This window comes from Pseudohalocynthiibacter sp. F2068 (assembly GCF_023015645.1).
Lineage (GTDB): Bacteria > Pseudomonadota > Alphaproteobacteria > Rhodobacterales > Rhodobacteraceae > Pseudohalocynthiibacter > Pseudohalocynthiibacter aestuariivivens.
Genome location: NZ_JALKAK010000014.1, coordinates 62,564 through 87,990, shown reverse-complemented (window position 1 = coordinate 87,990; position 25,427 = coordinate 62,564). Strand labels below are relative to the sequence as shown.

Below are 25,427 nucleotides of genomic sequence, written 5' to 3'. Positions count from 1 at the left end.
GTGAGAGCGGCAAAATACCTAGGTTGCAGTGTCTCGCTGGTTTTCCATACCCATGGAAATCAGGCGCGGCGTTTTACTTTGTTCTGCCTGAAACTCAGCTTTGTCCGACATTCCGCGCCAGTTCGCCGATACAAAAGATTGTGCAACAGCACCGCCTAATGTTGTGCCGGGTCCAAGCACGATAAAAACATCCGGCATCAACTCGCGCGCGGCTGTTCGAATTGCTGCAGAGAAATCATAGGGTTCGACGACCTGATGCTGAAGCGTATAGGACCATAGCGCACCCAGATCGCTTGACTTCGGGTGCCAAAGCCCACCGCGACCGTCTACCAAAGGCAACTTAGGCTGCTGAAACAGCGTTTGCGGCAGACGCCTTTGGCCTTCTGCGGCAATAGGCGCCATCAATTCCGTGTGGAACGCCGCATGATTTTGCAACCGCATCGGGAAACGGTCCTGAACGCGGGGCGCTTGCTTTTCGAAGGCCTCCAACCCGGTTTCGTCCCCGGCAAGCACCAGCATACCACCAAGGTCGATAGAAAGGGCCAGTCTATGGTTCGCGCGATTGTCGATTTCAGACATGATTGCAAGGACTTCTGCACGTTTGCCACCCGGGTCACGCCAGTCTTCATCCGTAACCGGATATATCAACTGACCGCCAACGCCCCGTTCATGCATCAGCGTTCCCATGGTGTTCACAACATCCAGACCCGCCATGGGCGACAAAGCCCCGGCACAGGCAAGCGCTATATACCAACCCATCGAATTTCCGGTGACACCAATGATGTCAAACTTTTCTGCGCTGATTGAAAGGAAGTCCGCGTAGGCGCAGGCATAGATCAATGGCGAAGCATTGTCGCCCCGTGTATGGTGCGGTCCCGAGAACCGGGCTGCATTGTCCAACTTGCTTACCGCTTCTTGTCCAAGCGCAGTGCGATAGCCATCAAACTCGCCAATAATCGCGGATCTATTCGCGTGGTGCCGCTTGAGATAACCAAGCTCGGTTTTGTTATAGGTGCCGCGCCCAGGGGCGACGACGACAGCAGTTTGTTTCATTTCGCCCCCCAAAGCTTTTCAGCAGCCTGAACAATGCTTTCACAGGACGGCATCGTGACTGCATAAGCTGGACCTGTAGCAATAAAGCTGTCTTCTGCAGCAAGGCGCGCATTCGGTAAGTTAGATTGTTCTGAAAGAAGTGTCATAACCGCCTCGGAAACATTTCCACTTTGGCGGCATTCATCGACAACCAAAACCTTTTTGGCACCTTTTATAGCATTAATAATCGCCTCTTCAGGCAGCGGCGACAACCAGCGCATATCAATTATTCGTGTTTGAATACCCTTCTCTTTCAATATTTTAGCCGCCTGTTGGCTTAGATAATGGCCGTTTCCATAGGTCACAATTGCCAGAGGCCCCTCACCTGTTACGCCAACCTCGCCAAGCGCGATCCGTTCGTCCGGTGCGGGGTAGATCTGCATCCATCCACTATCTTTTGCGTCGTGCAAATCGCGCATCGGGTAAAGCGCGATAGGTTCGACAAACACCACAACACGTTGCTCTTCCCGCGCAAGGCGCACACATTCGCGCAGCATTTTTGCGGCATCCGCCCCGTGGCTTGGCACAGCAACGATCACGCCTGGAATATCGCGCAGAACTCCCAATGAATTATCGTTATGGAAATGACCACCAAACCCTTTCTGATACCCAAGGCCTGCGATGCGCAAAACCATCGGGTTGGTGAACTGTCCGTTGGAAAAGAACGAGAGCGTCGCAGCCTCGCCACGAAGCTGATCTTCAGCGTTGTGCAGGTAGGCAAGGAACTGAATCTCCGGCATCGGAATAAAACCGTTGTGTGCCATACCGATAGCCAAGCCTAAGATGGATTGTTCATCAAGCAGGGTATCAATCACCCGGTCGACACCGAACCTGTCACTCAGTTTTTGCGTAACGCCATAAACGCCGCCCTTTTGGCCGACATCTTCGCCCATTAGCGCGATTTCATCATGTTCCAACATCAGATCGGTCAATGCCCAGTTTATCAGGCGTGACATGTGCTGTGGCTCGGACATGGCACGCATATCAGAGCCGAATGCGGCTTCGCGGGCTTCATCCGATGGGCCATTTGTCGGTGTGCAACGGCGTTTTGGCGGCACAATGCTGCCCATAACTTCTGACGCGGTTTTTAGGCGTGGTCGAGTAATTGCTTCGGCAGCGACGCGCGTGCATTGCGCCTCTGCGTCGTCATAAATTGAAAGCACCTCATCTGTGCTCAGAACACCCGCATCAATCAGCAGCCTTGCAGAATGCAGTAACGGATCGTCCGATTCCCACGTCTCGAAGGTTTCTTTCGCAAGGTAAGTTTGCTGCATATCAGAGCCAGCATGGCCATAAAGCCGAACAAGGCTAAGGTGCAGAAACGCCGGTTTTCTGCGGGTGCGAACATATTCTACTGCAGCTTTCGCTGCGCAGAAAGTATCGTACAAATCAAGCCCGTTTGCGTAAAAGTATTTCAACCCCGGGCGATGCTCAAAATTCGCAGAAACCCAGCCACGCGGGGTGCGGGTTGAGATGCCTATCCCATTGTCTTCACATATAAAAAGAAGCGGAAGTGGTACGGATTGAAACGAAGTCCAGCAAGCCGTATTGATAGCCCCCTGAGCGGTAGAATGATTGGAAGAAGCATCGCCAAACGAGCAGATGACAATACTATTGTCTTTGAGTGTTTTATGCTCCGGCGCGTGCCGTCTGGCAAGGCCAATCGAATAGGCGGCACCCACGGCTTTTGGCAGATGGCTGGCAATAGTCGAGGTTTGCGGCGGTATCATCAGGCTATGTGACCCCAGCACCTTGTGCCGCCCGCCGGAAATCGGGTCTTCGGTTGAGGTGGCAAAGCTTAGCAGCATATCCCAAGCGGGTGTTGTACCCGGCACCTGTGCGCTGCGCCGGGTTTGAAATGCACCGTCCCGATAGTGCAGGAACGCCATGTCATCAGGGTTAAGGGCGGAAGCGACCGCTGCCATACCTTCATGCCCGGAAGAGCCAATTGTATAGTACCCCTGCCCTGCCGCCTGCATTTTGCGCGACGTTCGGTCGAGGTTCCGACTTAAACATTGCGCGCGAAAGATCGCGACCGCCTCGGTCGGTAAAAGGGGGCCGTTTGGTGCAGCCCCTTTTGGAAAATCTCCACGTTTTACGCGGGTCTGAAATGCCTCGTGGACGATATCAGCACGATCCATAGATCAACCTTATTCTTCAATGCAGCCCAAAACTTCAGCCTTACAGGAAAGGCCCTAGAAAAACGCCTGTAGCCCGGTTTGCGCACGCCCCAGGATAAGGGCATGTACATCATGTGTACCTTCATATGTGTTTACCGTTTCAAGGTTTACCATATGACGGATCACCTGAAATTCCAGGCTGATGCCGTTGCCACCATGCATGTCACGTGCCATCCGCGCGATATCCAGCGCCTTGCCGCAGTTGTTGCGTTTCATCATCGAAATCATTTCCGGTGCAGCATTCGCTTCGTCCATCAGCCGGCCAACACGCAAAGACCCTTGCAGGCCAAGCGTGATCTCTGTCTGCATATCCGCCAGTTTTTTCTGGTAAAGCTGCGTGCCCGCAATTGGTTTATTGAACTGCTTTCGGTCTAGGCCGTATTGCCGCGAAGCGTGCCAGCAGAACTCGGCCGCGCCCAATACGCCCCAACTGATGCCATAACGCGCCCGGTTCAGGCAGCCAAACGGACCTTTCAGACCTTCGACATTGGGCAACAAGGCGTCTTCGCCAACTTCTACGTCTTTCATCACAATCTCACCGGTCACCGAAGCCCGCAGTGAGAGCTTATTCGCGATCTTCGGTGCCGAGAGACCTTTCATGCCTTTTTCAAGCACGAACCCTTTTATCTTTCCGCCGTGTGCGTCGGATTTTGCCCAGACAACAAAAACATCAGCGATTGGCGCGTTTGATATCCACATTTTAGAGCCGTTCAGCACATAGCCTCCGTCAACCTTTTTCGCGACGGTTTTCATGCTTGCGGGGTCAGAACCGGCATCAGTTTCTGTCAGACCAAAACAGCCAATAAATTCACCGGTAGAAAGTTTTGGCAGGTATTTTTTACGTTGCTCCTCAGTGCCATAGGCATATATCGGATACATAACCAACGAGCTTTGGACAGACATCATGGAACGATATCCGCTATCGACACGCTCTACCTCGCGCGCGACCAGACCGTAGCTCACATAACCTGCACCGATACCGCCGTATTCTTCGGGAACGGTGATACCCAACAAGCCCATTTCACCCATTTCGCGAAAGATTTCCGGGTCTGTTTTCTCTTCCTGAAACGCCTCCAGCACACGCGGCTGCAGCTTTTCCTGTGCGTATGATCGTGCTGAATCGCGGATCATACGCTCGTCTTCGGTCAACTGAAGGTCGAACCGAAACGCATCTTCCCAGTCAAAGGATTCAAGGTTCGGTTTGCTTTGCGGAGCCAGGGCCATTCTTTTTACCTCTTAAGTCAGTTCGGTCAGGGCTTGCGCAATGCGGCGACAGCCCTCTTTCAAATCAGCAGTTGCGTAAGCGTAGGACAGGCGAAAATAGCCGGGAAGGCCAAAAGCGCGCCCGGGAACCAGCGCGACATGCGCATCATCAAGAATGTAGCGACACACGTCAGCATCGGTTTCCAGAACCTCGCCTTGTGGCGTGGTCTTGCCAAAAACACCGCTGCAATCAGGAAATGCGTAAAAGGCACCACCGGGCACTTCACAATTCAGGCCTGGCATAGCGTTCAGGGCGCCAACAACAAGATCGCGTCTTTCACGGAATTCTTCTGCGCGTTCGGCCAACAGATTCTGCGACCCCTCAAGTGCTGCAAGTGCTGCTGCTTGCGAAATGGAAGAGGCACCAGAGGTCGACTGCCCCTGTACCGCGACCATTGCTTTGATCAGGTCGATGGGGCCGATACCCCAACCAAGCCGCCAGCCTGTCATGGCATAGGCCTTGGACACACCATTCACGATAAGCGTCCGGTCAGCCAGATCAGGCGCAGCTGCGCGGAAGGAAGTGAAAGGTTCATAGGTGATATGTTGGTAAATCTCATCCGCAACGATCCAGACATGCGGATGTGCACGCAAAACATCTGCTAATGCTTCAAGATCAGCGCGAGAGTACATCGCGCCAGAAGGGTTGCCCGGCGTGTTAAGCATCAACCATTTGGTATCGGCTGTGATCGCGTCTGAAAGCTGATCGGGTGTCAGACGGAACCCAGTGACCGCCCCACATTCTAATGGGACAACCGTTGCCTCGCAAAAAGCAACCATATCAGCATAGCTCGTCCAATAGGGCGCAGGCAGGATCACCTCGTCACCCGGATTTACGGTCGCTTGAAACGCATTTGACAACACCTGCTTGGCGCCTGTTGACACGATGATTTCACTCGCCTCAGGCGTATATCCGGAAAAGCGGGTGGCATCTGCTGCAATCGCTGCACGCAAGACAGGTGTGCCTTGTGTCGGCGGATAGCCTGTTTGACCATTCTTGGCGGCAAGATGGGCCGCATCAATAACATGGTCAGGCGTCGGGAAATCCGGCTCTCCGGTGCCAAATGTCAAAACATCAACACCCTCAGCACGCAACCGCGCGGCCGCCTCTGATATCTGAACAATTTCAGAAAGCTGCACATTCGCAGCGCGATCAGAGCGTTTAAAGGGGTGGTTGATACGGTTTATCATGACAATTCCGAAAGTTTCATCAGGCCTGATACTTCCATTATACCAAATTCCCTTTCCAATAAATCGATATTCGGGCATAAGTTCATGCAGAAATGGAATGTTATGCTAGCCCCACGTCGTTATCTTCCTTCTACCAGTTGGCTTGTCGCTTTTGAAGCGGTCGCGCGACTTGGTTCTGTCTCTCAAGCAGCCGAAGAGCTTTCACTGACGCAAGGCGCCGTCAGCCGGCAACTCCAAACGCTTGAATCCCAGGTTGGAGTTGCGTTGTTCTTAAGAGAAAAGAAAAGATTGCGCCTGACCCCGGCAGGCACCGATTACGCACGCGAGGTGCGTGAAACGCTGCGCAAGCTGGCAAATGCCACAATCAAACTGCGTTCTAACCCCGAAGGCGGAACACTTGAGCTCGCGATTTTGCCCGCGTTTGGCACGCATTGGCTGGCCCCGCGCCTGCCACGCTTTCTTTCAGAAAACCCCGGTGTGACAATAAACCTGTCAACACGTGTGGTGCCTTTTGATTTCAAACAAGAACGGTTTCATGCCGCGATCCATTTTGGCACTGATGACTGGTCAGGGACGCATTCGATAAAACTGATGGATGAACGGGTCGTTCCGGTTGCAGCGCCAGAATTGCTGAGAGAGCAGAATGTTAGCACCCCTGAAGACTTGTTACGAATCCCGCTGCTTCGGCTAGAGACCCGCCCACGCGCATGGGCCCGGTGGATGGCGGAGCACGGGATCGACCGAACACTTACAGAAAGAATGTTTTTTGACCAATTCGCAACGATGGCACGTGCAGCGGCGCATGGGCTTGGTGCAGCGCTCTTGCCTGACTATCTTGTCGAAAGCGATCTGGCCGAGGGGCGGCTCGCTATCGCAACAGGCGCGCCGGTCACCAGCATCGGCGCCTATTACCTTGTCTGGCCGAAAGAGGCAGACGATCATCCCCCCCTTACAGCACTACGCGAATGGCTGGCGCAGGAAACAGAAAAACAAAATGCCTCCGGCGGGGATACTTGAAGAATAAAGAAATCAGACTCTATTCTTCTTCTACCCCAAGATATCCCCACAACGGTTCTTTTAAAGAACTGTCTTCCAAGTTCTACCCGGCGTAAAACGACCCCGTTCGAGTCTTTAGAAACGTTTCCAGCGGAATATCTTCTTGTTTGAGGAAACCTTTCTGAGGCAACACGCCGTCACGCACCATCTCGATCACAGCGACGACAGAGGCTGATGTGGTCCAGGAAATAGCCGTGCGCATCTTGCCCGCGACTTCGATAGGACGATACGCGCGCACAAATTCCTTGCGCGCCAGCTTGCCATCAATTGTGCCTTCTGCGGCAACGTGAACATAAACCACATCTTCCTCAACAGGTGGTTTCGCATGGGTCAGTATTTCACCTGCTTCCGCGCGCCGGTCCCGCATCAGCAATTCATGAAAGAAGAAATTCATAAGCTCCATATGTCCAGGATAACGCATTGTTTTATAATCTATATTATCCACTTTTCCGAGATACGTGTCACACATCGTCCCAAGACCACCCGAGGTAGTGAACGCCTCGAGCTTTACACCATCAATGTACAGCGTTTCGTGCCATTCCATCGGTGAAACCAACTTGCGGGTACCAGCTTCAATCACTTCGCAGTCGTTCAGATATTCGTTGACCACACCCTCCGGTGACCAGTTAAACGCGTATCCCATCAGACCGGTCGGGTTCTGTGGTAATGCCCCCACGCGCATCCGGCACGACCGGCAATGTTCAAACTGTGAAATCAGGTGCGCACCGACAATGCCAACGAAACCCGGCGCCAACCCACATTGGGGGGCCATCAACCCTTTTGAGATTTCGCTGAGACCGATAATTGCCTGCGTTGTTGGCACATCCTCTGTCAGATCAAAGTAGTGCAGCCCCGCAGCATTCGCCACAGTCGCGATGCCAATATTAAGGTGATAGGGCAAACAGGACAGCACCGCATCAGCCGCCTTGAATTCTTCAGCCATCACATCGGCAGATCCAACATCCGCAGATTTCACCGCAAAGGGAAAACGCGAAGCATCCACAACAAGATCGTAACCAGTAACCTCGAAACCTGAGTCATGCAGTAGTTGCGCCGCCAGAGAGCCAACTTTCCCCAAGCCCAGTACAAATATCTTTTTCACGCAAAGACTCCTTAACCGCGATCTGATTTGCGGGCAGGATAGCAATTGTAAGCCTGCGCAAACATCACTAAATAAGCGTGTATTCATGAGAATTATGAATGAGAGACATGAGCAAGACCCGCCAGAACCTACCTGTCCCTTCTTTTGCCAGCCTACGCGCATTCGAATGCGCCGCGCGGCACGGAAGTTTTACGCTTGCTGCCGAAGAATTGCATCTGACGCAAAGCGCCGTCAGCCGTCAGGTCAAAGACCTTGAGGCAATGCTGGGCTTCACCCTGTTCCGCCGCAACGGCCGCCGCGTAGCGCTCAGCGATGCCGGGGCTGATTTTGCTTCGGAACTGGCGATTGATCTTGAGCGGTTGAAACAGACAGTAACCCGCGCCGTTGCTGCCGGAAACGCCCGCAGTGCATTGCGAATTGCCACTCTTTCCACCTTTGCCTGTCGCTGGCTCATCCCGCGCCTGCCGGACTTTGAAGCGCAAAATCCAGAGGTCGAGATCAGCCTGTCGGCGCGTATCAAACCGTTCAGCTTTGACGAAGAACGATTTGATCTTGCCATCCACTATGGTGTTCAGGACTGGCCCGACACACAGATGACAAAACTCTGCGAAGAAGAAATAATAGCCGTATCTGCCCCGGAATTTCGTGATCGCCACGGATTGAAAGACGTTAACAAAATTGCGAATGCACCGCTTCTGCACTTGGAAACCCGCCCAACATATTGGTCTGATTGGTTACGTCTGCTTGGGCAGGACACACCACATGCACCGCGCGGTAAGATCTATGATCAGTTTTCCATGATCATCGCAGCCGCATCAGCCGGGCTTGGCGCCGCGCTGTGTCCCCGCTATCTGATCGAAGACGAATTATCCCAAGGCAACCTCGTGCCCTTGTCTGAAAAACCTCTCCTTACCAACAATGCCTATTATCTGGTCACACCAGCTGGCGCGGTGAGCCCCGTGGCACAAAACTTTACGCGCTGGGTTAAGACACAGGTTTCTCGCCGCAAAACTCCACTTAATAAACAATAGCTTATTTCTTCCAACCAGTTTCCATAAATATCCCCGCCGGAGGCATGAAATCCTTTTTTGCGGCACATAGATTCGATACGGCGAATGAATTCTTCATGAGGTTTATGAACCAATAGACCATCAATTCACCATATTCGCGAAGGCAGAACAGACGTATTGTTGACGCAGTTCCTCAAACCTGAATTTGCGAGAAAGGACACGTCATGAGTGTCAAAGCCGAAATTGCCGACATCCTGACCCGCCTGGGTGTTAATTCTGCCTCCTACACAAGCGGCAGCACAAAAATCATCAGCCCTGTAACTGGCGAAGAAATTGCAAGCGTTGCAGATGTTTCTGCCGCTGACACCTCTGCTGCCATCGACAAAGCACATGAAGCTTTCAAGGTCTGGCGCAATGTTCCCGCGCCACGCCGCGGAGAGTTGGTCAGATTGCTTGGCGAAGAACTGCGCGCCGCCAAAGAGGATCTCGGGCGCATCATCTCTATTGAGGTTGGTAAAATCACCTCTGAAGGTTTGGGCGAAATTCAGGAGATGATTGATATCTGCGATTTTGCGACCGGCCTTTCCCGCCAGCTTTATGGCTTAACAATCGCAACCGAACGCCCCGGTCACCGGATGATGGAACAATGGCATCCGGTTGGCGTTGTCGGCGTGATCTCTGCGTTCAACTTCCCCGCCGCGGTCTGGAGCTGGAATGCAGCACTCGCTCTTGTTTGTGGTGATACGGTCGTTTGGAAGCCTTCCGAAAAGACACCGCTCATATCGCTCGCTTGCGCTGCTGTATTTGAAAAGGCTGCCGCGCGCTTTGGGGATGCACCTGACGGTTTGCTAACACTTCTGATTGGCGACCGCGCTGTCGGAGAGGTTTTGGTGGATCACGCGAAAGTTCCGGTAATTTCCGCCACTGGCTCAACCCGTATGGGACGCGAAGTTGGCCCGCGCGTTGCTGCACGCTTTGGCCGTTCCATTCTGGAGCTTGGCGGCAACAACGCTGGTATCGTCTGTCCGTCGGCCGATCAGGATATGGCGCTGGCAGCAATTGCCTTCGGCGCTATGGGAACCGCCGGTCAACGCTGCACAAGCCAGCGCCGTACCTTTGTGCATGACAGTATCTATGACCAGTTTGTTCCGCGTCTGAAGGCCGCCTATAAATCCGTCACCGTGGGTAGCCCCTTAACCACAGACGCTCTGGTTGGACCTCTCATTGATACACGCGCATCAGACGCAATGGAAAGGGCGCTTGAGCAGGCAAAGGTACTTGGCGGCACGATCACTGGCGGTGAAAAAATCGACGCGGGCTATCCGAATGCGCATTACCGCCGCCCGGCAATTGTCGAGATGCCCGTTCACGAAGGAATCGTCTGCGAAGAAACCTTCGCACCCGTGCTTTATGTGATGCGCTATATTGACCTTGACGACGCAATCGAAAAGCAAAACGCTGTCGGTGCCGGACTGTCCTCAACCATCTTCACGTTAGATATGCGCGAAGCCGAACAGTTCCTGTCCGTTGCCGGGTCAGACTGTGGAATCGCCAATGTGAATATCGGCACCTCCGGTGCAGAAATTGGCGGTGCCTTTGGTGGCGAGAAAGAAACGGGCGGCGGACGCGAAAGCGGCTCTGACGCGTGGAAAGCCTATATGCGCAGGGCGACCAACACGATCAACTATTCACGCGAGTTACCGCTGGCTCAGGGCGTTTCATTCGATATCGCGTAAATTAAACTTCCAATACGGCGGACTCATGCAACTGAGTCCGCCGTTTTAGCCAATTGCGACGATCTTTCCACTACAAGACCCTGATCAAGGGTTGCACCTACCCGCCTCATGCCTATAACACACGACAATTTGCGCATCCGGGGACCTTAGTCATGCCAAAAAGAACCGATATCTCATCCATCATGATCATCGGCGCGGGACCAATCATAATTGGCCAGGCATGCGAGTTTGACTATTCCGGTGCGCAGGCCTGCAAAGCGCTGCGTGAAGAAGGTTACCGGGTCATTCTGGTAAACTCCAATCCCGCAACAATCATGACCGACCCGGGCCTAGCAGACGCAACATATATAGAGCCCATAACCCCCGAAATCGTCGCCAAAATAATCGAGAAAGAACGTCCTGATGCGTTGCTGCCAACGATGGGTGGGCAGACTGGTCTGAATACATCGCTCGCACTGGCCGATATGGGTGTTCTTGAAAAATTCGGTGTGGAACTGATCGGTGCCAACCGCCGTGCCATTGAGATGGCCGAAGACCGCAAATTGTTTCGTGAAGCGATGGACCGTATTGGTCTTGAAAACCCGAAGGCTACAATCGCAAACACCATCGAAGAATGTATGGATGCAATCGAATATGTCGGGCTTCCGGCAATTATTCGCCCGGCCTTCACACTTGGCGGTACTGGCGGCGGTGTGGCCTACAACCGGGATGATTACGAACATTTCTGCCGCACCGGACTGGACGCCAGCCCCGTCAACCAGATCCTGATTGATGAGAGCCTGCTTGGCTGGAAAGAATTTGAGATGGAAGTCGTGCGTGACAAAGCCGACAACGCCATTATCGTTTGTGCCATCGAAAACGTTGACCCGATGGGGGTTCATACGGGCGATTCAATCACGGTAGCCCCTGCCCTGACGCTGACCGACAAAGAATACCAGATGATGCGCAGTGCATCTATCGCCGTGCTGCGGGAAATTGGTGTTGAGACGGGTGGCTCTAATGTACAGTGGGCCGTAAATCCCAAAGACGGGCGCATGGTGGTGATCGAAATGAACCCACGCGTTTCGCGCTCTTCTGCACTCGCATCCAAGGCAACTGGCTTTCCAATTGCCAAGATCGCTGCAAAGCTTGCCGTGGGATACACGCTGGATGAGCTTGATAATGACATCACCAAAGTCACACCGGCCTCGTTCGAGCCTACCATTGACTATGTTGTCACCAAAATTCCACGTTTTGCCTTTGAAAAATTCGCCGGTGCCGAACCCTACCTGACCACAGCGATGAAATCTGTTGGCGAGGCGATGGCCATAGGCCGCACCATCCACGAGTCGTTGCAAAAAGCGCTGGCTTCGATGGAAAACGACCTCACTGGTTTTGACGAGATTGATATTGAAGGCGCCCCGGAAAAATCAGCTGTTGTAAAAGCGCTTAGCAAGCAAACTCCAGACCGTATTCGCGTCATAGCGCAAGCCATGCGAGAAGGGCTGGCAGATGACGAAATTCATCACGCCACGATGTATGATCCTTGGTTCCTGTCCCGCATCCGCGAGATTGTTGATGTAGAAGCCGACGTGCGTGCGCAAGGCCTGCCTGCAACAGAAGCGGGCATGCGCAAACTTAAGATGATGGGTTTTACGGATGCCCGCCTTGCCACCCTGACCGGGACGAGCGAAACTGAAGTACGCCACGCACGACTGAAACTTGGCGTTATTGCAGTGTTTAAACGCATCGACACCTGCGCCGCTGAGTTTGAAGCGCAAACTCCCTATATGTACTCGACCTACGAATCCCCGGTTATGGGAGAGGTCGAATGCGAAGCACGTCCGTCGGACAAGAAAAAGGTCGTGATCCTTGGTGGTGGCCCAAACCGCATTGGTCAGGGTATCGAATTTGACTATTGCTGTTGTCACGCCTGCTATGCCCTGACCGATCAGGGGTACGAGACGATCATGATCAACTGCAACCCGGAAACGGTTTCGACAGATTATGATACGTCTGACCGGCTCTATTTTGAGCCGGTCACGTTTGAGCATGTCATGGAAATTCTGCGCGTTGAGCAGGACAATGGAACGCTTCACGGTGTCATCGTGCAGTTTGGCGGGCAGACCCCACTAAAGCTCGCCAATGCGCTTCAGAACGAAGGCATCCCGATACTTGGAACAACACCAGACGCGATCGACCTTGCCGAAGACCGTGAAAGGTTCCAGAATCTGCTAGAAAAACTGAACCTGAAACAGCCCAAAAACGGTATCGCATCTTCGGGCACGCAGGCGATGAAAATAGCCGAAGAGGTTGGCTTCCCGCTTGTGATCCGGCCCTCCTATGTGCTCGGTGGCCGCGCGATGGAAATCGTGCGCGACATGCCCCAGCTTGAGCGCTACATCAACGAGGCCGTGGTCGTTTCCGGTGACAGCCCTGTATTGCTTGACAGTTATCTGTCTGGCGCGGTTGAAATTGACGTGGATGCGCTGTGCGATGGGAAAGATGTGCATGTTGCGGGCATCATGCAGCACATCGAAGAGGCCGGGGTGCATTCCGGCGACAGCGCCTGTTCCCTGCCCCCCTATTCGCTGCCAGACGATATTATCGAAGAACTGCATCGTCAGACCCACGCGCTCGCTATTGCACTGAACGTCGTTGGATTGATGAACGTTCAATATGCGGTCAAAGACGGCGAGATTTACCTGATCGAGGTCAATCCGCGCGCCTCACGCACCGTGCCCTTTGTGGCGAAAGCAACCGACAGCGCGATTGCCGCCATTGCGGCGCGTATCATGGCAGGAGAACCACTCAGCAACTTCCCGATCCGCGAACCATATGCGCCGAACCCGAACCCGATGGCCGTGCTGCCACTGGGTGACCCGTTCACGCTCGCCGATCCGAAAACGCCCTGGTATTCGGTAAAAGAGGCCGTGCTGCCCTTTGCCCGCTTCCCGGGTGTGGATACGATCCTCGGGCCGGAAATGCGCTCTACCGGTGAAGTCATGGGGTGGGACCGTAACTTTGCCCGGGCTTTCCTGAAAGCCCAGCTTGGAGCAGGTGTCACATTGCCCAGCGAAGGCCGTGTTTTCATTTCGATCAAGGACATGGACAAAACGCCCGAAATGGTGAGCGCCGCCAGATTGCTGATAGATCTTGGCCTGTCCATCATCACAACCCGCGGAACCGGTGCGTGGCTGACTGAAAACGGCGTCGAAAATGAAGTCGTGAACAAGGTCTACGAGGGCCGCCCGAACATCGTTGATATGCTGAAAGACGAACAGATCGCGCTGGTGATGAACACGACCGAAGGCACGCAGGCGGTCGAAGACAGCCGCGACATCCGCGCAGTCACGCTATACGCTAAGGTCCCCTATTTCACCACCGCCGCCGCATCCTACGCGGCTGCATTGGCGATGAAAGAGGCGAAGGAAGGTGAGTTGGGTGTGAGGGCGTTGCAGGGCTAGCTTTCCGAACGGTTCGAAGCAAAAATACATGAACCGAACAACCCAAAGCAATAACTTTGAAAGTTAGACCCCGTTAGCGCGTGGGCGGGTTTTATCAGATATTGGAGAGCTTTGGTTCTTTGAAAGAGCAGCACTCTTCCCTTCAAGGCGACTCCGCCTCAAGGTGCAGTTTCATATCCAGCAGCACTTTCTGAATTTCCAGCGTTTCACGCAGCAGGCGTTTTGCCTCGTTTATGGAAATCACGCCATCCTCGATTGACTGGTTGTATTCCGCCATCAGCATAGCGAAGCGCTGGCTCAGCGCCACCACGTCGGAGTTCACACCATGTGACGGGTTGTTGCGTCTGTCCTCGCTGTAGGAAAGCGTGATGCCGCGCAGCTCTGCCAATGCGCTGGTGACATGCGGGTAACGTGAAGCATCTTCCAGGGCCGCGACCGCGTCGATCGGCATGAACCTGTCAGAATGTTCATCAGCATCCGAATAATAGCGCCCCAAAGTGGCTTTCGATTTGCCGGTCAGTTTACAGGCTGCTTCGATACCAACGTCTTTAACCAAAGCCTCGGTGTGCTTCTTAAGATAACTGCTCATCCCACTCATTCCTATCCCTTGGGCACTCCACCAAACAATCGGGGGGAAATGCGTTTGCCTTTTCCCATTAATGGGGTTGCAAGGATTTGTCATTTATAAACCGATCCTGTGTTCTTGGGATTGTACGAGTAACCGGCGTCCCCTAGCGTTGGTTTTGGGTGGGGGTCCGCTGTGCTTCTGTCACATGGGGGCGGCAGAGCCGGGTAACCGGCAGCCGTGTAGCGGGCCCGACTGTTTGTAAAGAGTAATGAGACCCGATCTATCCCCAGGCGCTTGCCAGTTTTGGGTCTCATATTTTTTCCTGCTGGCGGGCTCGCTACCCCCGATTCGACACAGGTGCCTTGCATTTGGTGCGCACCGTGACGTAACAGGCGGCATGGCAAAACTCTATTTTCACTACTCGACAATGAATGCTGGCAAATCGACGAATTTGCTGCAGGCGTCTTACAACTATCATGAACGCGGGATGCAGACCTATCTGCTGACAGCTCTGCTTGATAACCGCGAAGGGGAAGCGCGGATTACCTCGCGTATCGGTATTGGCGAAGGCGCTGATACATTCGCGCATGGCGAAGACCTATTTGCAAAAATAGAAGCACGACTTGCAGCAGGGCCATGCGCTTGTGTGTTCATTGACGAAGCACAGTTTCTGGACGCTGAACAGGTCTGGCAGCTTGCGCGCGCGGTGGACGACCTGAAAGTTCCGGTTATGTGCTACGGCCTTCGTGTTGATTTCCAGGGTCATTTGTTTCCCGGCTCTGCAACGCTGTTAGCGCTTGCTGATGAAATGCGTGAGGTACGCACAATTTGCCATTGCGGGAAGAAGGCCACAATGGTTGCTCGAATGGACAAAAGCGGCACCATATTAAAAGAAGGCGCTCAGGTTCATATTGGCGGCAATGAAAGCTATGTTTCGCTTTGCCGCGGGCACTGGCGTTCCGCGATGGAAAAGGGCTCGGTCTAGGGCCGCAACGGTCCCGTGCGGTCGTTTTTTAGACTCAATACAGCTTTTCATGTAGATTGAAGAAATCGCATCCCGCTGCTGATGCGATGTTTCCACTAAGACAAATTATTTTGACTGGGAGGACTTCAATGCCATTTTACATGTTTCAAGCCCGTTATACCGCTGCCGCGCTCAAGGCGATGGTTGATAACCCACAGGACCGAGAAGCTGCCGCACGCCCGATGATCGAGGCTGTTGGGGGTAAGCTTCACCACCTGTTTTTCTGCTTCGGCGCTGACGATGTCGTGGCTCTTATCGAGGCCCCGGATGACACGGCAATGGCTGCTGGTGCTTTGGCGGTTGGTGCTTCCGGTGCCTTTTCAGGCGGATCAACGACAAAACTGATGACAGCACAAGAAGCAATGAAGGCAATGGCAGGGGCCCAGACGGCGTCAAAAAGTTACAAGCCCGCAACGGGTTAGAGACTCGCCGTTACCTTCTTGCATGGGATTGCTCTTGGTATCCTTACTTCAAAAACGCGGCGGCCAAAAGTTGCCGCGTTTTTGCGTGACGCCCTATGATTGGATTTGGAAATTCCATCCGGAAACCGTCAGCGACTAAAGCTTGTTCGGCAAAGCCTTACCATCAAAAAACGCAAAAAGATTTTCAACCGCCATCATCCCCATGGCGGTTCTGACCTCTAGTGCCGCGGTACCAAGATGCGGCAACAGCGTTACGTTTTCGAGGGTCCTCAGGGCCTCTGGCACCTCTGGCTCATTCTCGTAAACATCCAGCCCGGCCCCAGCGATTTGCCCGGATTGCAACGCATCAATCAGCGCGGCTTCCTCAACAATGTCACCGCGTGCAATGTTTATAAGATGGGACGTTTCACGCATCGCAGACAGTGCTTCTGCGTTGATTAAGTAACGGGTTGCTGGGCTGCCTGGTACAGCGATCACAACGATATCCGCTGTCGACATAACCTCTGACAGGCTGTTCAGTTGTCTTGCAGGTACGCCTGCATCTTCAACTGGAGAGCGGTTCAAAAACACGACCTCCATTCCGAAACCATGGTGGGCGCGATGCGCAATCGCCTTGCCAATACGTCCCATTCCAACAATGCCGACGACTTTGCCTGACATGTGCAAACCCAGCATCTGGGTCGGGTGCCAGCCGTGCCAGTTCCTCGCACGCAGCATCCGTTCACCTTCGCTTGCACGGCGTGCGCTCATCAGCATAAGCGTAAGCGCGATGTCAGCTGTTGCATCAGTCACCGCACCCGGTGTGTTGCTGACCAGAATACCCGCCGCGGTCGCAGCACTGACATTGATGTGGTTGTAGCCAACTCCGAAATTCGCGAGCACATGACAGCGCGGTTCGGGAACGGCGGCGAAAACCTCGGCGGTGAATGGGTCGCCCAGCGTTGGTAAGATGCCGTCATAGGCGGCAAGCGCTACCTTCAGTTCGTCCTCGGTCATTGGCTGGGTATTGTCGCGCAGAACGACATCAAACCGGGCCTCGGCAGCAGCAAGCACCGTATCTGGTAGCCGTCGCGTAATCAGAATCTTTTCACTCAATGCATTCGCCCTCCCTCAGGCACAGTTTGGTCAGGTGTTAGCAGAACGATCTCGCCCGCTTCGTCCGGCAGGCCAAGCACCAGAACTTCGGACATGAAACGTCCGATCTGACGGGGCGGAAAGTTCACAACTGCCATCACCTGTTTTCCAATCAATTCCTCGGGAGTGTAATGCGCCGTAATTTGCGCGGAACTTTTCTTTACGCCTATCTGCTCACCAAAATCGACCCATAGCTTGATCGCTGGCTTTCGCGCCTCCGGATAAGGCTCAGCGCGCGTAACGCGGCCAACCCGGATATCGACTTTCAGGAAATCGTCAAAACTTAATTCACTCATGCACCCAGTTCCCTTGAACGGTCGGCAGCGGCTTTCACTGCCTTTCTTAGCAACGCAGGAAACCCTGTATCGGGATTCATCAATACTTCAAGCGCAGCGGCGGTTGTCCCGGCAGGGCTGGTTACATTTACCCGCAATTGGGCGGGGTCTTCGGGTGCGTCTTCTGCCAACTGCCCTGCCCCACCAACCGTTGCTTTCGCCAGTGCCATCGCAAGGTCAGTTGGTAATCCTTCAGCCTCTCCTGCGGCAGCAAGCGTTTCAATCAGGTGAAAAACATAAGCCGGGCCGGATCCGGAAACAGCAGTAACAGCATCCATCTGCGTTTCGTTTTCGAGGCGCAGAGTCTGGCCTACCGCAGACAACAGAGTTTCGGCCAAAACGATATCTGCTTCGTCCGTTTTGTCATTTCCGATAAGTGCTGTAATTCCACGCCCAATTGCCGCAGGCGTATTGGGCATCGCTCGAATAACGGGTGTCTCTGAACCAAGCGTTTCTTCGTAAAAGGAAATTGGTGTACCAGCAGCAACTGACAGAAAAATCGTGGTGCCGTTGCCCAATGCTAAGAGGGTTGGCAATGCCTCTGCCATCATTTGCGGTTTTACAGCGACGAGAACGATTGCTGGGTCTAACGGTAAAATTTCGTTCAGATGAAGGCCCGTTCCAGCCAATTCCTTCAACCAGTTTGACGGATACGGGTCGTTCACCCAAACGGAATTGGCAGGCAAGCCTTCGCTCAGCCAGCCCTGAAGCATTGCAGAGCCCATTTTCCCGCAGCCGAGCAATACCAGACCCCGGCGCGCAATATCGCTTGATTTCATTTCACCCTCTCAAACCCCAAAAGCTGGGATCAGATTAGGCTCGGCCGTAGGCCTCTGCAATGGCGACTTGCATGGCTTCTGCAGGTGTCCGGTCTCCCCATCCAACCAATTGGAACGCGGGATAGAAACGTTCAGCCGACGATACGGCACTGTTGATCATATTGGTGATCTGTTCGTGACCAGCGGATTGCCCCCCGGAAAGAACCAGACCATACCGGTAAACCATCAGACGCTGGTCGTGCCAATACGTGAAAGCGCCAGCCCAACACCTGTCATTGATGATGTTCAGTATTTCAAACAGTTCTGGCAGACGGTGTTCTGGCGGTTCCATCTCGAACGTGCAAATCAGGCGTAGTGTTTCATCATAGCCTGACCAGGCCAGCGTGATGGAATAGGTGCGCCACTGACCTTCAACCGCCATCGCGATCTGATCATCCGCGACACGGTCAAAATCCCACTCGTGGTGTTCTGCTAGGTTTTCAACGATGTCGATCGGGTGTAGGTCTTCGGTCTCATAATACTGCTCTGTAAGTGACATTGCCCGGCCTCTCTTGCTCTTTTTGCCTCATGTGGGTGGCAGCCCACAAGAAACTGGGTGTCTACACAAGGATGAGCAGATGTTACCGTCATCCTTACCAGATATGGTGTACCGAGAGCGGAATCCTGTAAAGGTGTTTTTTTGGGTTATCCCCAGAGAACTTGTAAAAAGCGAGTTATCCACAACACGCAATTTCTCCCGTTAACAATGTGTTAACCAGAAAAAGCGCACCCAGACAGGTGCCTATAACAAATAATATTACAATGACCGTGCTATTTGCCCTGATCGTCAAATTTGGCTTCCAGCGCAACAATACGCGCTTCTAGGGCATCATTTTCCTCGCGGGCCTTTTGGGCCATGGCGCGAACGGCATCAAATTCATCGCGGCTCACAAAGTCACGATCAGCCATCCAACGATCAACCAAGCTTTTCATCGCTGTTTCAGCTTCGTCCTTGGCGCCCTGAGCTACGCCCATCGCATTGGTCATAAGTTGCGAAATATCGTCGAATACTTTGTTGCGGCTTTGCATAACGTCCTCGGGTCTGGTTTTCATGGCCTCATTCGAAACCTATATGGGGCGATAAAGGTGAAATCGCAAGGTTGACTTCGCCGCACCACGACAGGCAGGAAGTGACTATGAATGCGATTATACCCTTTCCCGACATCGGGCCCGACATTTTTACAATAAATCTGGGTGACTATGCCTTTTCGCTACGCTGGTATGCGATGGCCTATATTGTCGGCATCGTTATCGGCTGGCGCATCGCGCTCAGGGCAATACGTACGCCTCGTTTGTGGCCCGCATCAGTACCGCCCATGACGGCGGAACAAATCGAAGAATTGCTGACTTGGGTCGTTCTGGGGATCGTGCTTGGGGGGCGTCTGGGTTTTGTTCTTTTCTATCAACCCGGCTACTACCTGAGCAACCCAGTAGAGATTTTGATGGTCTGGCAGGGCGGTATGTCATTTCACGGCGGCATGCTGGGTGTTGCGTTGGCCGGGTTCTTATTTTGCCGGCGAAATATGCTGCCAAAACTGAGTGTTGCGGACACGATGGCCCTTGCCACGGCACCGGGATTATTTCTGGGTCGCATTGCAAATTTCATCAATGCTGAACTTTGGGGGCGTCCAACTGACCTGCCCTGGGGGGTCGCATTCCCAGGCGACGCAGCGCAGAATTGCCCGGATGTCATGGCCCTTTGCGCGCGGCACCCCTCGCAGCTTTATGAAGCCGGGCTTGAAGGATTGTTGCTCGGCGGATTGCTGCTTTACCTTGCGTGGGGTCGTGAGTGGCTCCGGACCCCCGGTCAGATTACGGGCATGTTTTTCGTCGTCTACGGAGTTTCGCGTTTCATCGTTGAATTCTTCCGTCAGGCTGATGCGCAATTCATAACGCCAGACAACCCTATGGGATACATCCTGCAAATCGGATCCGGTGGAATGTCCATGGGCCAACTTCTTTCATTTCCGATGATCCTGTTTGGGCTGGCCATGATCAGGTTTGCCAGAACGCGTTCATGACGCCGCTGATATCCCTTCTCATTGAACGGATCAGCCGAAACGGTCCGCTAACGATAGCGGAGTTTATGGCGGATTGCCTTTTGCATCCCGAGCACGGCTACTATGCAACCCGCGACCCCTTTGGGGCACGCGGCGATTTCACGACTGCCCCTGAAATCAGTCAGATGTTTGGTGAGTTGCTTGGGCTTTGCCTGGCGCAAAGCTGGCTGGACCAGGGGGCCCCGACACCCTTTCTGCTTGCTGAAATAGGCCCCGGACGTGGAACCCTAATGGCTGATATTCTGCGTGTAACTCGCTCTGTTTCAGGGTTTCATGCCGCCGCAGAAATTCACCTGATCGAGGCGTCGTCCACATTACGTGAACGCCAACGAGAAACCTTGTCTGAACACAGGGTCGATTGGCACGACACGATATCTACGCTACCTGATGCTCCGCTCTTTCTGCTCGCAAATGAGTTTTTCGACGCGCTGCCAATCCGGCAGTTTATTCGTTCGGGAAATGGCTGGCGTGAACGCCGGGTTGGAATTGAGAAGGGGCAATTGGTGCTTGGTGCGGGCGAAGCAGTTCCAGTTCCGGGCTTAAACCACCGACTTTCTGATACAAAGGAAGGCGATCTTGTGGAGCATTGCGCGGCTGCCGCAGCAATCACATCAGAGATCGCAAGCCGCATCGCCGGAAACGGTGGGGCGGCACTGATTGTTGACTATGGCGATTGGCACTCGCTTGGCGATACGTTACAGGCACTGAAGAACCACGCAGTTGATCCGGTGCTCGCAAACCCGGGGGAAGCAGACCTCACCGCCCATGTGGATTTTGAGACCCTGGCGAATGCTGCGCAAGGCGCTTGTGTTACAAAGATAACAACGCAGGGTGTTCTTCTTGAAAGGCTTGGTATTACAGTACGCGCACAGACAATCGCTAAAAATTTAACGGGTGACTCGCTTAAAAGCCATATTGCTGCACATAGGCGCTTGACGCACCCACAAGAAATGGGAACCCTTTTCAAGGCAATATCGATTTATCCAAAAGGTTGCAAACCACCACCCGGATTTGACTTATGACTCTTGAAATCCTGACCAGTGACACACTGACCCCACTTCGCCATGGCTTCTTTACACGAAGAGGTGGAACATCATCTGGTGTGTTCGACGGATTGAACTGCGGATATGGTTCATCAGATCAGTCTAATTGCGTTACGATCAACCGGCATCGCGTCGCAAGCGCGATGGATGTCGAGCCTGACCTGTTGATCAACTTTCATCAGGTACATTCTTCGGACGTGATCAAGGTCAACGGCCCGCGGAGTGGCACGCCACCAAAAGCAGATGCCGCTGTCACGGCGACTCCGGGTATAGCACTTTCTGTGTTGACCGCTGACTGCCAGCCCGTCTTGTTTGCCGATCATGACGCGCAAGTTATTGGAGCGGCGCATGCGGGGTGGAAAGGTGCGTTAAATGGCGTGCTCGAGGCCACGATTGACGCAATGGAAGAACTTGGCGCATCGAGAAACAATATAAACGCGGTCATCGGCCCGACAATAAGTCAGCGTTCCTACGAAGTTGGCCCTGAATTTTTTGAAATGTTTATGTCAGAAGATCCCGAGCATAGCCGGTTCTTTGCAGGAGGAAACGGTGACCGGATGCAGTTTGATTTACCGTCTTTCGGTTTGCATCGGTTGCGAGATGCAGGCGTCGGAACAGCCGAATGGACCGGCCATTGCACATACGCTGATTCCTCGAGATTTTTTTCATATCGTCGTTCAGTTCACGCGAACCAAGCAGATTATGGTCGCCTGATTTCTTCAATCCGCCTGTGATATTCGACCGGGCCGAATTGGCGGTGGTAGAGTGGATCAGCGCCATATTTTGGCCCCATTAACGAGAACAATCCACCTTTCTCATCTATAATTGTTGCGAATGAAGCGACAAAACGCAAGAAAAACAATATGATGCTGCCTGTGCTTGGTGACGCTTCATTTTCTTTAAACTCTTTCAAAGAATTGCTGATTTTGCCAAACCCGCGCCGCATTGAGCGCTATTATAAGAGTCAGCAAGAAAACAAACCCTGCGGGGCAATTGATATGTGGCGCGTTTGATGGCGAGCTACGAGCGGGAGAAAATGATGCAGACTGAGAAACGTTGGTTAAAGTCGGTTTTGAAAGAAGCAACTGTCACCGAGGTGAAGATGCCCTGGGCACGTGGTGCACGCCGTGGCGAAATGATCGCCCGCAGACGCGCACTGTCTGAGCAAACAAAATCCGCCCGCGCTTAAGCAAACACCTAATCGAGTTTTGAACAGGCCGCCGCACTCCGGTGGCCTTTCTGATTCGTGAATTGTTAACCATTTTTGCCCGGGCAAATGTGGCGGGAATGTGGCGGATTGTTCAGGGATGGGGAAACAGTCCATGAAGAAAAAACCGCATTAGCTGCACTTCCGGATCAAAGATTCACCTTTCATTGACATTCATTCTGTTCTGCCATCATCGTTTACGCCTATTCTGTGTATTTCGGTGGGGGCCGATACAGATGTGAGACTGCCGAAAGGAAGGCCACATGCCTATGCCCCACCCAACCGCCGGAAGAATGGCGGAGCCACGCATCCCGCATGCGATATCGCAAATTGGCAAACGCAAAGAAGCGCCTCAACGTAGAAGTACCTTAATGATGCGCCGCTACCACGCAACATATCTGACAGAGACTGGTGATATTGAGACGCTAGAACAAGTTGCGCCTGCGCTTCCATTATTCGAAGATGCGTTCTGCGCTTTTGCACGCGGCACCCTTGTGACTACCGAATTCGGATCAACTGCTGTTGAAGATCTGATGCCGGGTGATCGCATTCAAACCGTTGATAACGGCATGCAGACATTGCTTTGGGTGGGCTCAATGTCGTTGATTCCGAACGCCAAGGGGCAATCAAAGCGAATGACCCGGCTGACGCGTTTTTCGGCCGACAGTCTTGGATTTGGTCGCCCATCACCTGATCTTTTGCTTGGGCCCGCGGCGAATCTCTTTCAGAAAAACTCTCGTCTGCCCGAAGCTTGTGGATCAGACAAAGCTGTTCTGCCCGCCTCGGGGTTCACAGACGGTGAGTCGGTGATTTCAGTCTGCCCTGCAACACCCGTTCAGGTCTTTCACCTGGCGTTCAAAAACCACCAGATCATCCGGGTGAACGGTCTTGAATGTGAAAGCTACCATCCGGGTCTCACGGCAGAAATGCGGCTCTCGGGCGACATGCTGCGCCTGTTCCTGAGCTTGTTCCCGCAGGTGAATTCTTTGGATGATTTTGGACCTGTCTCTTACCCAAGGCTGTCTCGGGAAGATATGGAACAGTTTCACGCGGCCTAGGCTGTTTGGGTCAGGCGTGCCTCTAGAATTTCGAAAGGCACGCCCGGCAAGTCCTTGGCACAGCGGATCACCAGAGACGTTTTAACGCTTGCAACGTTGTCTGCTGCTGTAAGTTGTTCGGTCAAAAAACTCTGGAAGGTGGACAGGTCCGGAGCAACGCATTTGAGCACGAAATCCACCTCTCCGTTCAACATATGGCATTCCCGCACAAGCGGCCATGCCCGGCAAAGTTTTTCGAAGGCTGAAAGATCCGCTTCTGCCTGGCTGACCAGCCCAACCATCGCAAAAACCTGAACTTCAAAGCCCAGTTCGCGAGAATCAACATCTGCGTGGTATCCACGAATGAACCCTGATTCCTCAAGCGTTCTGACCCGGCGCAGGCACGGGGGTGCAGAAATGCCGACACGCTTGGCAAGCTCAACATTTGTCATGCGTCCATCCGCTTGCAACTCGGCAAGAATCTTTCGATCAATCGGATCAAGTTTTGAGCCAGCCATGATTTCCCTCTGGTTTTCCAAATTGTATGCGAGACGTATCCCTCACGCAATTATATTTCAAGACTGCGCAATTAAATTATTCCAACGCCAATTTTCAAGCGAATTAGACATAGCAGGTTTGCAAGGGGTTTTATCGCCCTCGCAGGGCGTCTATATCCAGCAAGAAACAGATAGCAATGAGGCCCAATATGGCTGAGACACGTCACACCAAAGTTTTGATCATCGGCTCCGGCCCTGCTGGGTATACCGCTGCGGTATACGCAAGCCGTGCAATGCTTAATCCGATTTTGGTGCAGGGTATTGAACCCGGTGGGCAGCTTACCACCACGACCGAAGTTGAAAACTGGCCTGGCAATACCGAAATTCAGGGTCCCGATCTGATGACGAACATGGAAGCCCATGCGCGCGCAGTGGGAACAGAGATCATCAGCGACATCATCACAAGTCTCGATATGTCCAAGCGCCCCTTTACGGCACAAAGCGACAGCGGAACAGTGTACTTGGCGGATGCAGTAATCCTCGCAACCGGTGCACGCGCCAAATGGCTGGGGCTGGAGACTGAAGAAAAGTTCAAAGGGTTTGGCGTTTCGGCCTGCGCCACCTGTGACGGATTTTTCTATCGTGGAGAGGAAATTGTCGTCGTTGGCGGCGGCAATACAGCTGTTGAAGAAGCGCTTTTTCTAACGAATTTTGCCTCAAAGGTTACCTTGATCCACCGCCGCGACGAGCTGCGCTCTGAAAAGATTCTGCAGGACAGGCTTTTTAAGAACGAAAAAATCCATCCGCTTTGGTTCAACGAACTCGTTGAAGTTGTCGGAGATGATACGCCTTTGGGCGTAACAGGTGTGCGGACGAAAAACGTCAAAACAGGCGAAATCACGGAAATCCCTTGCAAGGGTGTCTTCATTGCGATTGGGCACGCGCCTGCAAATGAACTGGTCAAAGATACACTTGAAACTCATATGGGTGGCTACGTGGTTACCAAACCCGACTCGACGGCAACTTCTATTCCCGGAATCTTCGCAGCGGGTGATCTGACCGACTATAAATACCGCCAGGCAGTCACATCTGCAGGAATGGGATGCATGGCCGCGCTGGAAGCTGAGCGTTTTTTGTCAGAGGATGAGGGATAATGTCCCAGTTTCCCGGGTTTTGGAGACCTTTTAGCCTCAATTTTTAAAAACT

The 25,427-nt window shown here is 53.2% G+C and carries 24 protein-coding genes; 12 read left to right on the top strand and 12 right to left on the bottom strand.

All coding sequences use genetic code 11. The features are described 5' to 3' along the window. Positions 1-18 precede the first annotated feature (18 nt). From MWU63_RS15610 to MWU63_RS15595, 4 genes are read right to left on the bottom strand one after another with little or no spacing between them, the layout of a single operon-like run. A complete protein-coding gene (locus MWU63_RS15610) occupies positions 19-1,053 on the bottom strand; it encodes an ACP S-malonyltransferase (RefSeq protein WP_213888853.1) in 1,035 nt (344 codons plus the stop codon). Continuing rightward, a complete protein-coding gene (locus MWU63_RS15605) occupies positions 1,050-3,233 on the bottom strand; it encodes a thiamine pyrophosphate-dependent enzyme (protein WP_213888854.1) in 2,184 nt (727 codons plus the stop codon). The genes MWU63_RS15610 and MWU63_RS15605 overlap by 4 nt, the downstream gene beginning before the upstream one ends. 54 nt (positions 3,234-3,287) lie before the next feature. Then, a complete protein-coding gene (locus tag MWU63_RS15600; protein WP_247078614.1) occupies positions 3,288-4,496 on the bottom strand; it encodes an acyl-CoA dehydrogenase in 1,209 nt (402 codons plus the stop codon). Between the two features lie 12 nt (positions 4,497-4,508). After that, positions 4,509-5,726, bottom strand: a complete 1,218-nt coding sequence (locus tag MWU63_RS15595; protein ID WP_213888856.1) for a pyridoxal phosphate-dependent aminotransferase — start codon at positions 5,724-5,726, stop codon at positions 4,509-4,511. Positions 5,727-5,810: 84 nt separating this feature from the next. Here MWU63_RS15595 and MWU63_RS15590 point away from each other — a divergent pair, with 84 nt between their 5' ends. Further along, a complete protein-coding gene (locus MWU63_RS15590) occupies positions 5,811-6,743 on the top strand; it encodes a LysR family transcriptional regulator (protein WP_247078612.1) in 933 nt (310 codons plus the stop codon). A gap of 82 nt (positions 6,744-6,825) precedes the next feature. Here the strand turns inward: MWU63_RS15590 and MWU63_RS15585 are convergent, their stop codons facing one another. Next, on the bottom strand, positions 6,826-7,884 hold the full coding sequence (locus tag MWU63_RS15585) for a saccharopine dehydrogenase C-terminal domain-containing protein (protein ID WP_213888858.1): 1,059 nt from the start codon (positions 7,882-7,884) through the stop codon (positions 6,826-6,828). Between the two features lie 98 nt (positions 7,885-7,982). Here MWU63_RS15585 and MWU63_RS15580 point away from each other — a divergent pair, with 98 nt between their 5' ends. The 3 genes from MWU63_RS15580 (at position 7,983) to carB (ending at position 14,076) form a co-directional block, all read left to right on the top strand. Beyond that, positions 7,983-8,915, top strand: coding sequence for a LysR substrate-binding domain-containing protein (locus MWU63_RS15580; protein ID WP_247078611.1), 933 nt, complete (start codon positions 7,983-7,985; stop codon positions 8,913-8,915). 203 nt (positions 8,916-9,118) lie between these two features. Continuing rightward, a complete protein-coding gene (locus MWU63_RS15575) occupies positions 9,119-10,630 on the top strand; it encodes an aldehyde dehydrogenase family protein (RefSeq protein ID WP_213888860.1) in 1,512 nt (503 codons plus the stop codon). Positions 10,631-10,782: 152 nt separating this feature from the next. Continuing rightward, positions 10,783-14,076, top strand: coding sequence for a carbamoyl-phosphate synthase large subunit (gene carB, locus MWU63_RS15570; RefSeq protein WP_213888861.1), 3,294 nt, complete (start codon positions 10,783-10,785; stop codon positions 14,074-14,076). Between the two features lie 142 nt (positions 14,077-14,218). Here carB and MWU63_RS15565 read toward each other — a convergent pair whose 3' ends face one another. Beyond that, positions 14,219-14,674: a hypothetical protein gene (locus tag MWU63_RS15565; RefSeq protein WP_213888862.1), complete on the bottom strand. Its 456-nt coding sequence runs from the start codon at positions 14,672-14,674 to the stop codon at positions 14,219-14,221. A gap of 367 nt (positions 14,675-15,041) precedes the next feature. Between MWU63_RS15565 and MWU63_RS15560 the strand changes: the two genes are divergently transcribed. Then, complete coding sequence (locus MWU63_RS15560; RefSeq protein WP_213888863.1) at positions 15,042-15,629, top strand: thymidine kinase; 588 nt, start codon at positions 15,042-15,044, stop codon at positions 15,627-15,629. Positions 15,630-15,757: 128 nt separating this feature from the next. Continuing rightward, complete coding sequence (locus MWU63_RS15555) at positions 15,758-16,090, top strand: GYD domain-containing protein (RefSeq protein WP_213888864.1); 333 nt, start codon at positions 15,758-15,760, stop codon at positions 16,088-16,090. 135 nt (positions 16,091-16,225) lie between these two features. Here MWU63_RS15555 and MWU63_RS15550 read toward each other — a convergent pair whose 3' ends face one another. From MWU63_RS15550 to MWU63_RS15530, 5 genes are all read right to left on the bottom strand, one after another. Further along, positions 16,226-17,185: a D-glycerate dehydrogenase gene (locus MWU63_RS15550; RefSeq protein ID WP_213888865.1), complete on the bottom strand. Its 960-nt coding sequence runs from the start codon at positions 17,183-17,185 to the stop codon at positions 16,226-16,228. Then, positions 17,182-17,520 carry a tRNA-binding protein gene (locus tag MWU63_RS15545; RefSeq protein ID WP_213888866.1) on the bottom strand — a complete coding sequence of 113 codons (339 nt, stop codon included), beginning with the start codon at positions 17,518-17,520 and terminating at the stop codon, positions 17,182-17,184. Before MWU63_RS15545 ends, MWU63_RS15550 begins: the two co-directional genes overlap by 4 nt. Continuing rightward, on the bottom strand, positions 17,517-18,338 hold the full coding sequence (gene proC, locus MWU63_RS15540; RefSeq protein WP_213888867.1) for a pyrroline-5-carboxylate reductase: 822 nt from the start codon (positions 18,336-18,338) through the stop codon (positions 17,517-17,519). Before proC ends, MWU63_RS15545 begins: the two co-directional genes overlap by 4 nt. Before the next feature lie 34 nt (positions 18,339-18,372). Beyond that, positions 18,373-18,876, bottom strand: a complete 504-nt coding sequence (locus tag MWU63_RS15535) for a YbjN domain-containing protein (RefSeq protein WP_213888868.1) — start codon at positions 18,874-18,876, stop codon at positions 18,373-18,375. A 272-nt stretch (positions 18,877-19,148) separates the two neighbouring features. Continuing rightward, positions 19,149-19,406 (bottom strand): accessory factor UbiK family protein, encoded by a 258-nt coding sequence (locus MWU63_RS15530; protein WP_213889092.1) that lies wholly within the window; start codon positions 19,404-19,406, stop codon positions 19,149-19,151. 107 nt (positions 19,407-19,513) lie between these two features. On the opposite strand from MWU63_RS15530, the gene lgt reads away from it, so the two are divergent. The 5 genes from lgt to MWU63_RS15505 all read left to right on the top strand — a co-directional run bounded on the left by lgt (position 19,514) and on the right by MWU63_RS15505 (position 23,745). Continuing rightward, the gene (gene lgt, locus MWU63_RS15525) at positions 19,514-20,398 is read left to right on the top strand and encodes a prolipoprotein diacylglyceryl transferase (RefSeq protein ID WP_213888869.1); all 885 of its coding nucleotides are present in this window, start codon (positions 19,514-19,516) and stop codon (positions 20,396-20,398) included. Then, positions 20,395-21,459: an SAM-dependent methyltransferase gene (locus tag MWU63_RS15520; protein ID WP_213888870.1), complete on the top strand. Its 1,065-nt coding sequence runs from the start codon at positions 20,395-20,397 to the stop codon at positions 21,457-21,459. Before lgt ends, MWU63_RS15520 begins: the two co-directional genes overlap by 4 nt. After that, positions 21,456-22,214 carry a peptidoglycan editing factor PgeF gene (gene pgeF / locus MWU63_RS15515; protein WP_213888871.1) on the top strand — a complete coding sequence of 253 codons (759 nt, stop codon included), beginning with the start codon at positions 21,456-21,458 and terminating at the stop codon, positions 22,212-22,214. The genes MWU63_RS15520 and pgeF overlap by 4 nt, the downstream gene beginning before the upstream one ends. Before the next feature lie 278 nt (positions 22,215-22,492). After that, on the top strand, positions 22,493-22,669 hold the full coding sequence (locus MWU63_RS15510; RefSeq protein WP_247078608.1) for a hypothetical protein: 177 nt from the start codon (positions 22,493-22,495) through the stop codon (positions 22,667-22,669). Between the two features lie 281 nt (positions 22,670-22,950). Further along, positions 22,951-23,745: a Hint domain-containing protein gene (locus MWU63_RS15505; RefSeq protein WP_213888873.1), complete on the top strand. Its 795-nt coding sequence runs from the start codon at positions 22,951-22,953 to the stop codon at positions 23,743-23,745. On the opposite strand, the gene MWU63_RS15500 is transcribed toward MWU63_RS15505, so the two are convergent. After that, complete coding sequence (locus MWU63_RS15500; RefSeq protein WP_213888874.1) at positions 23,742-24,242, bottom strand: Lrp/AsnC family transcriptional regulator; 501 nt, start codon at positions 24,240-24,242, stop codon at positions 23,742-23,744. The genes MWU63_RS15505 and MWU63_RS15500 overlap by 4 nt on opposite strands. Positions 24,243-24,430: 188 nt before the next feature. Here MWU63_RS15500 and trxB point away from each other — a divergent pair, with 188 nt between their 5' ends. Next, complete coding sequence (gene trxB, locus MWU63_RS15495) at positions 24,431-25,375, top strand: thioredoxin-disulfide reductase (RefSeq protein ID WP_213888875.1); 945 nt, start codon at positions 24,431-24,433, stop codon at positions 25,373-25,375. Positions 25,376-25,427: the final 52 nt, after the last annotated feature.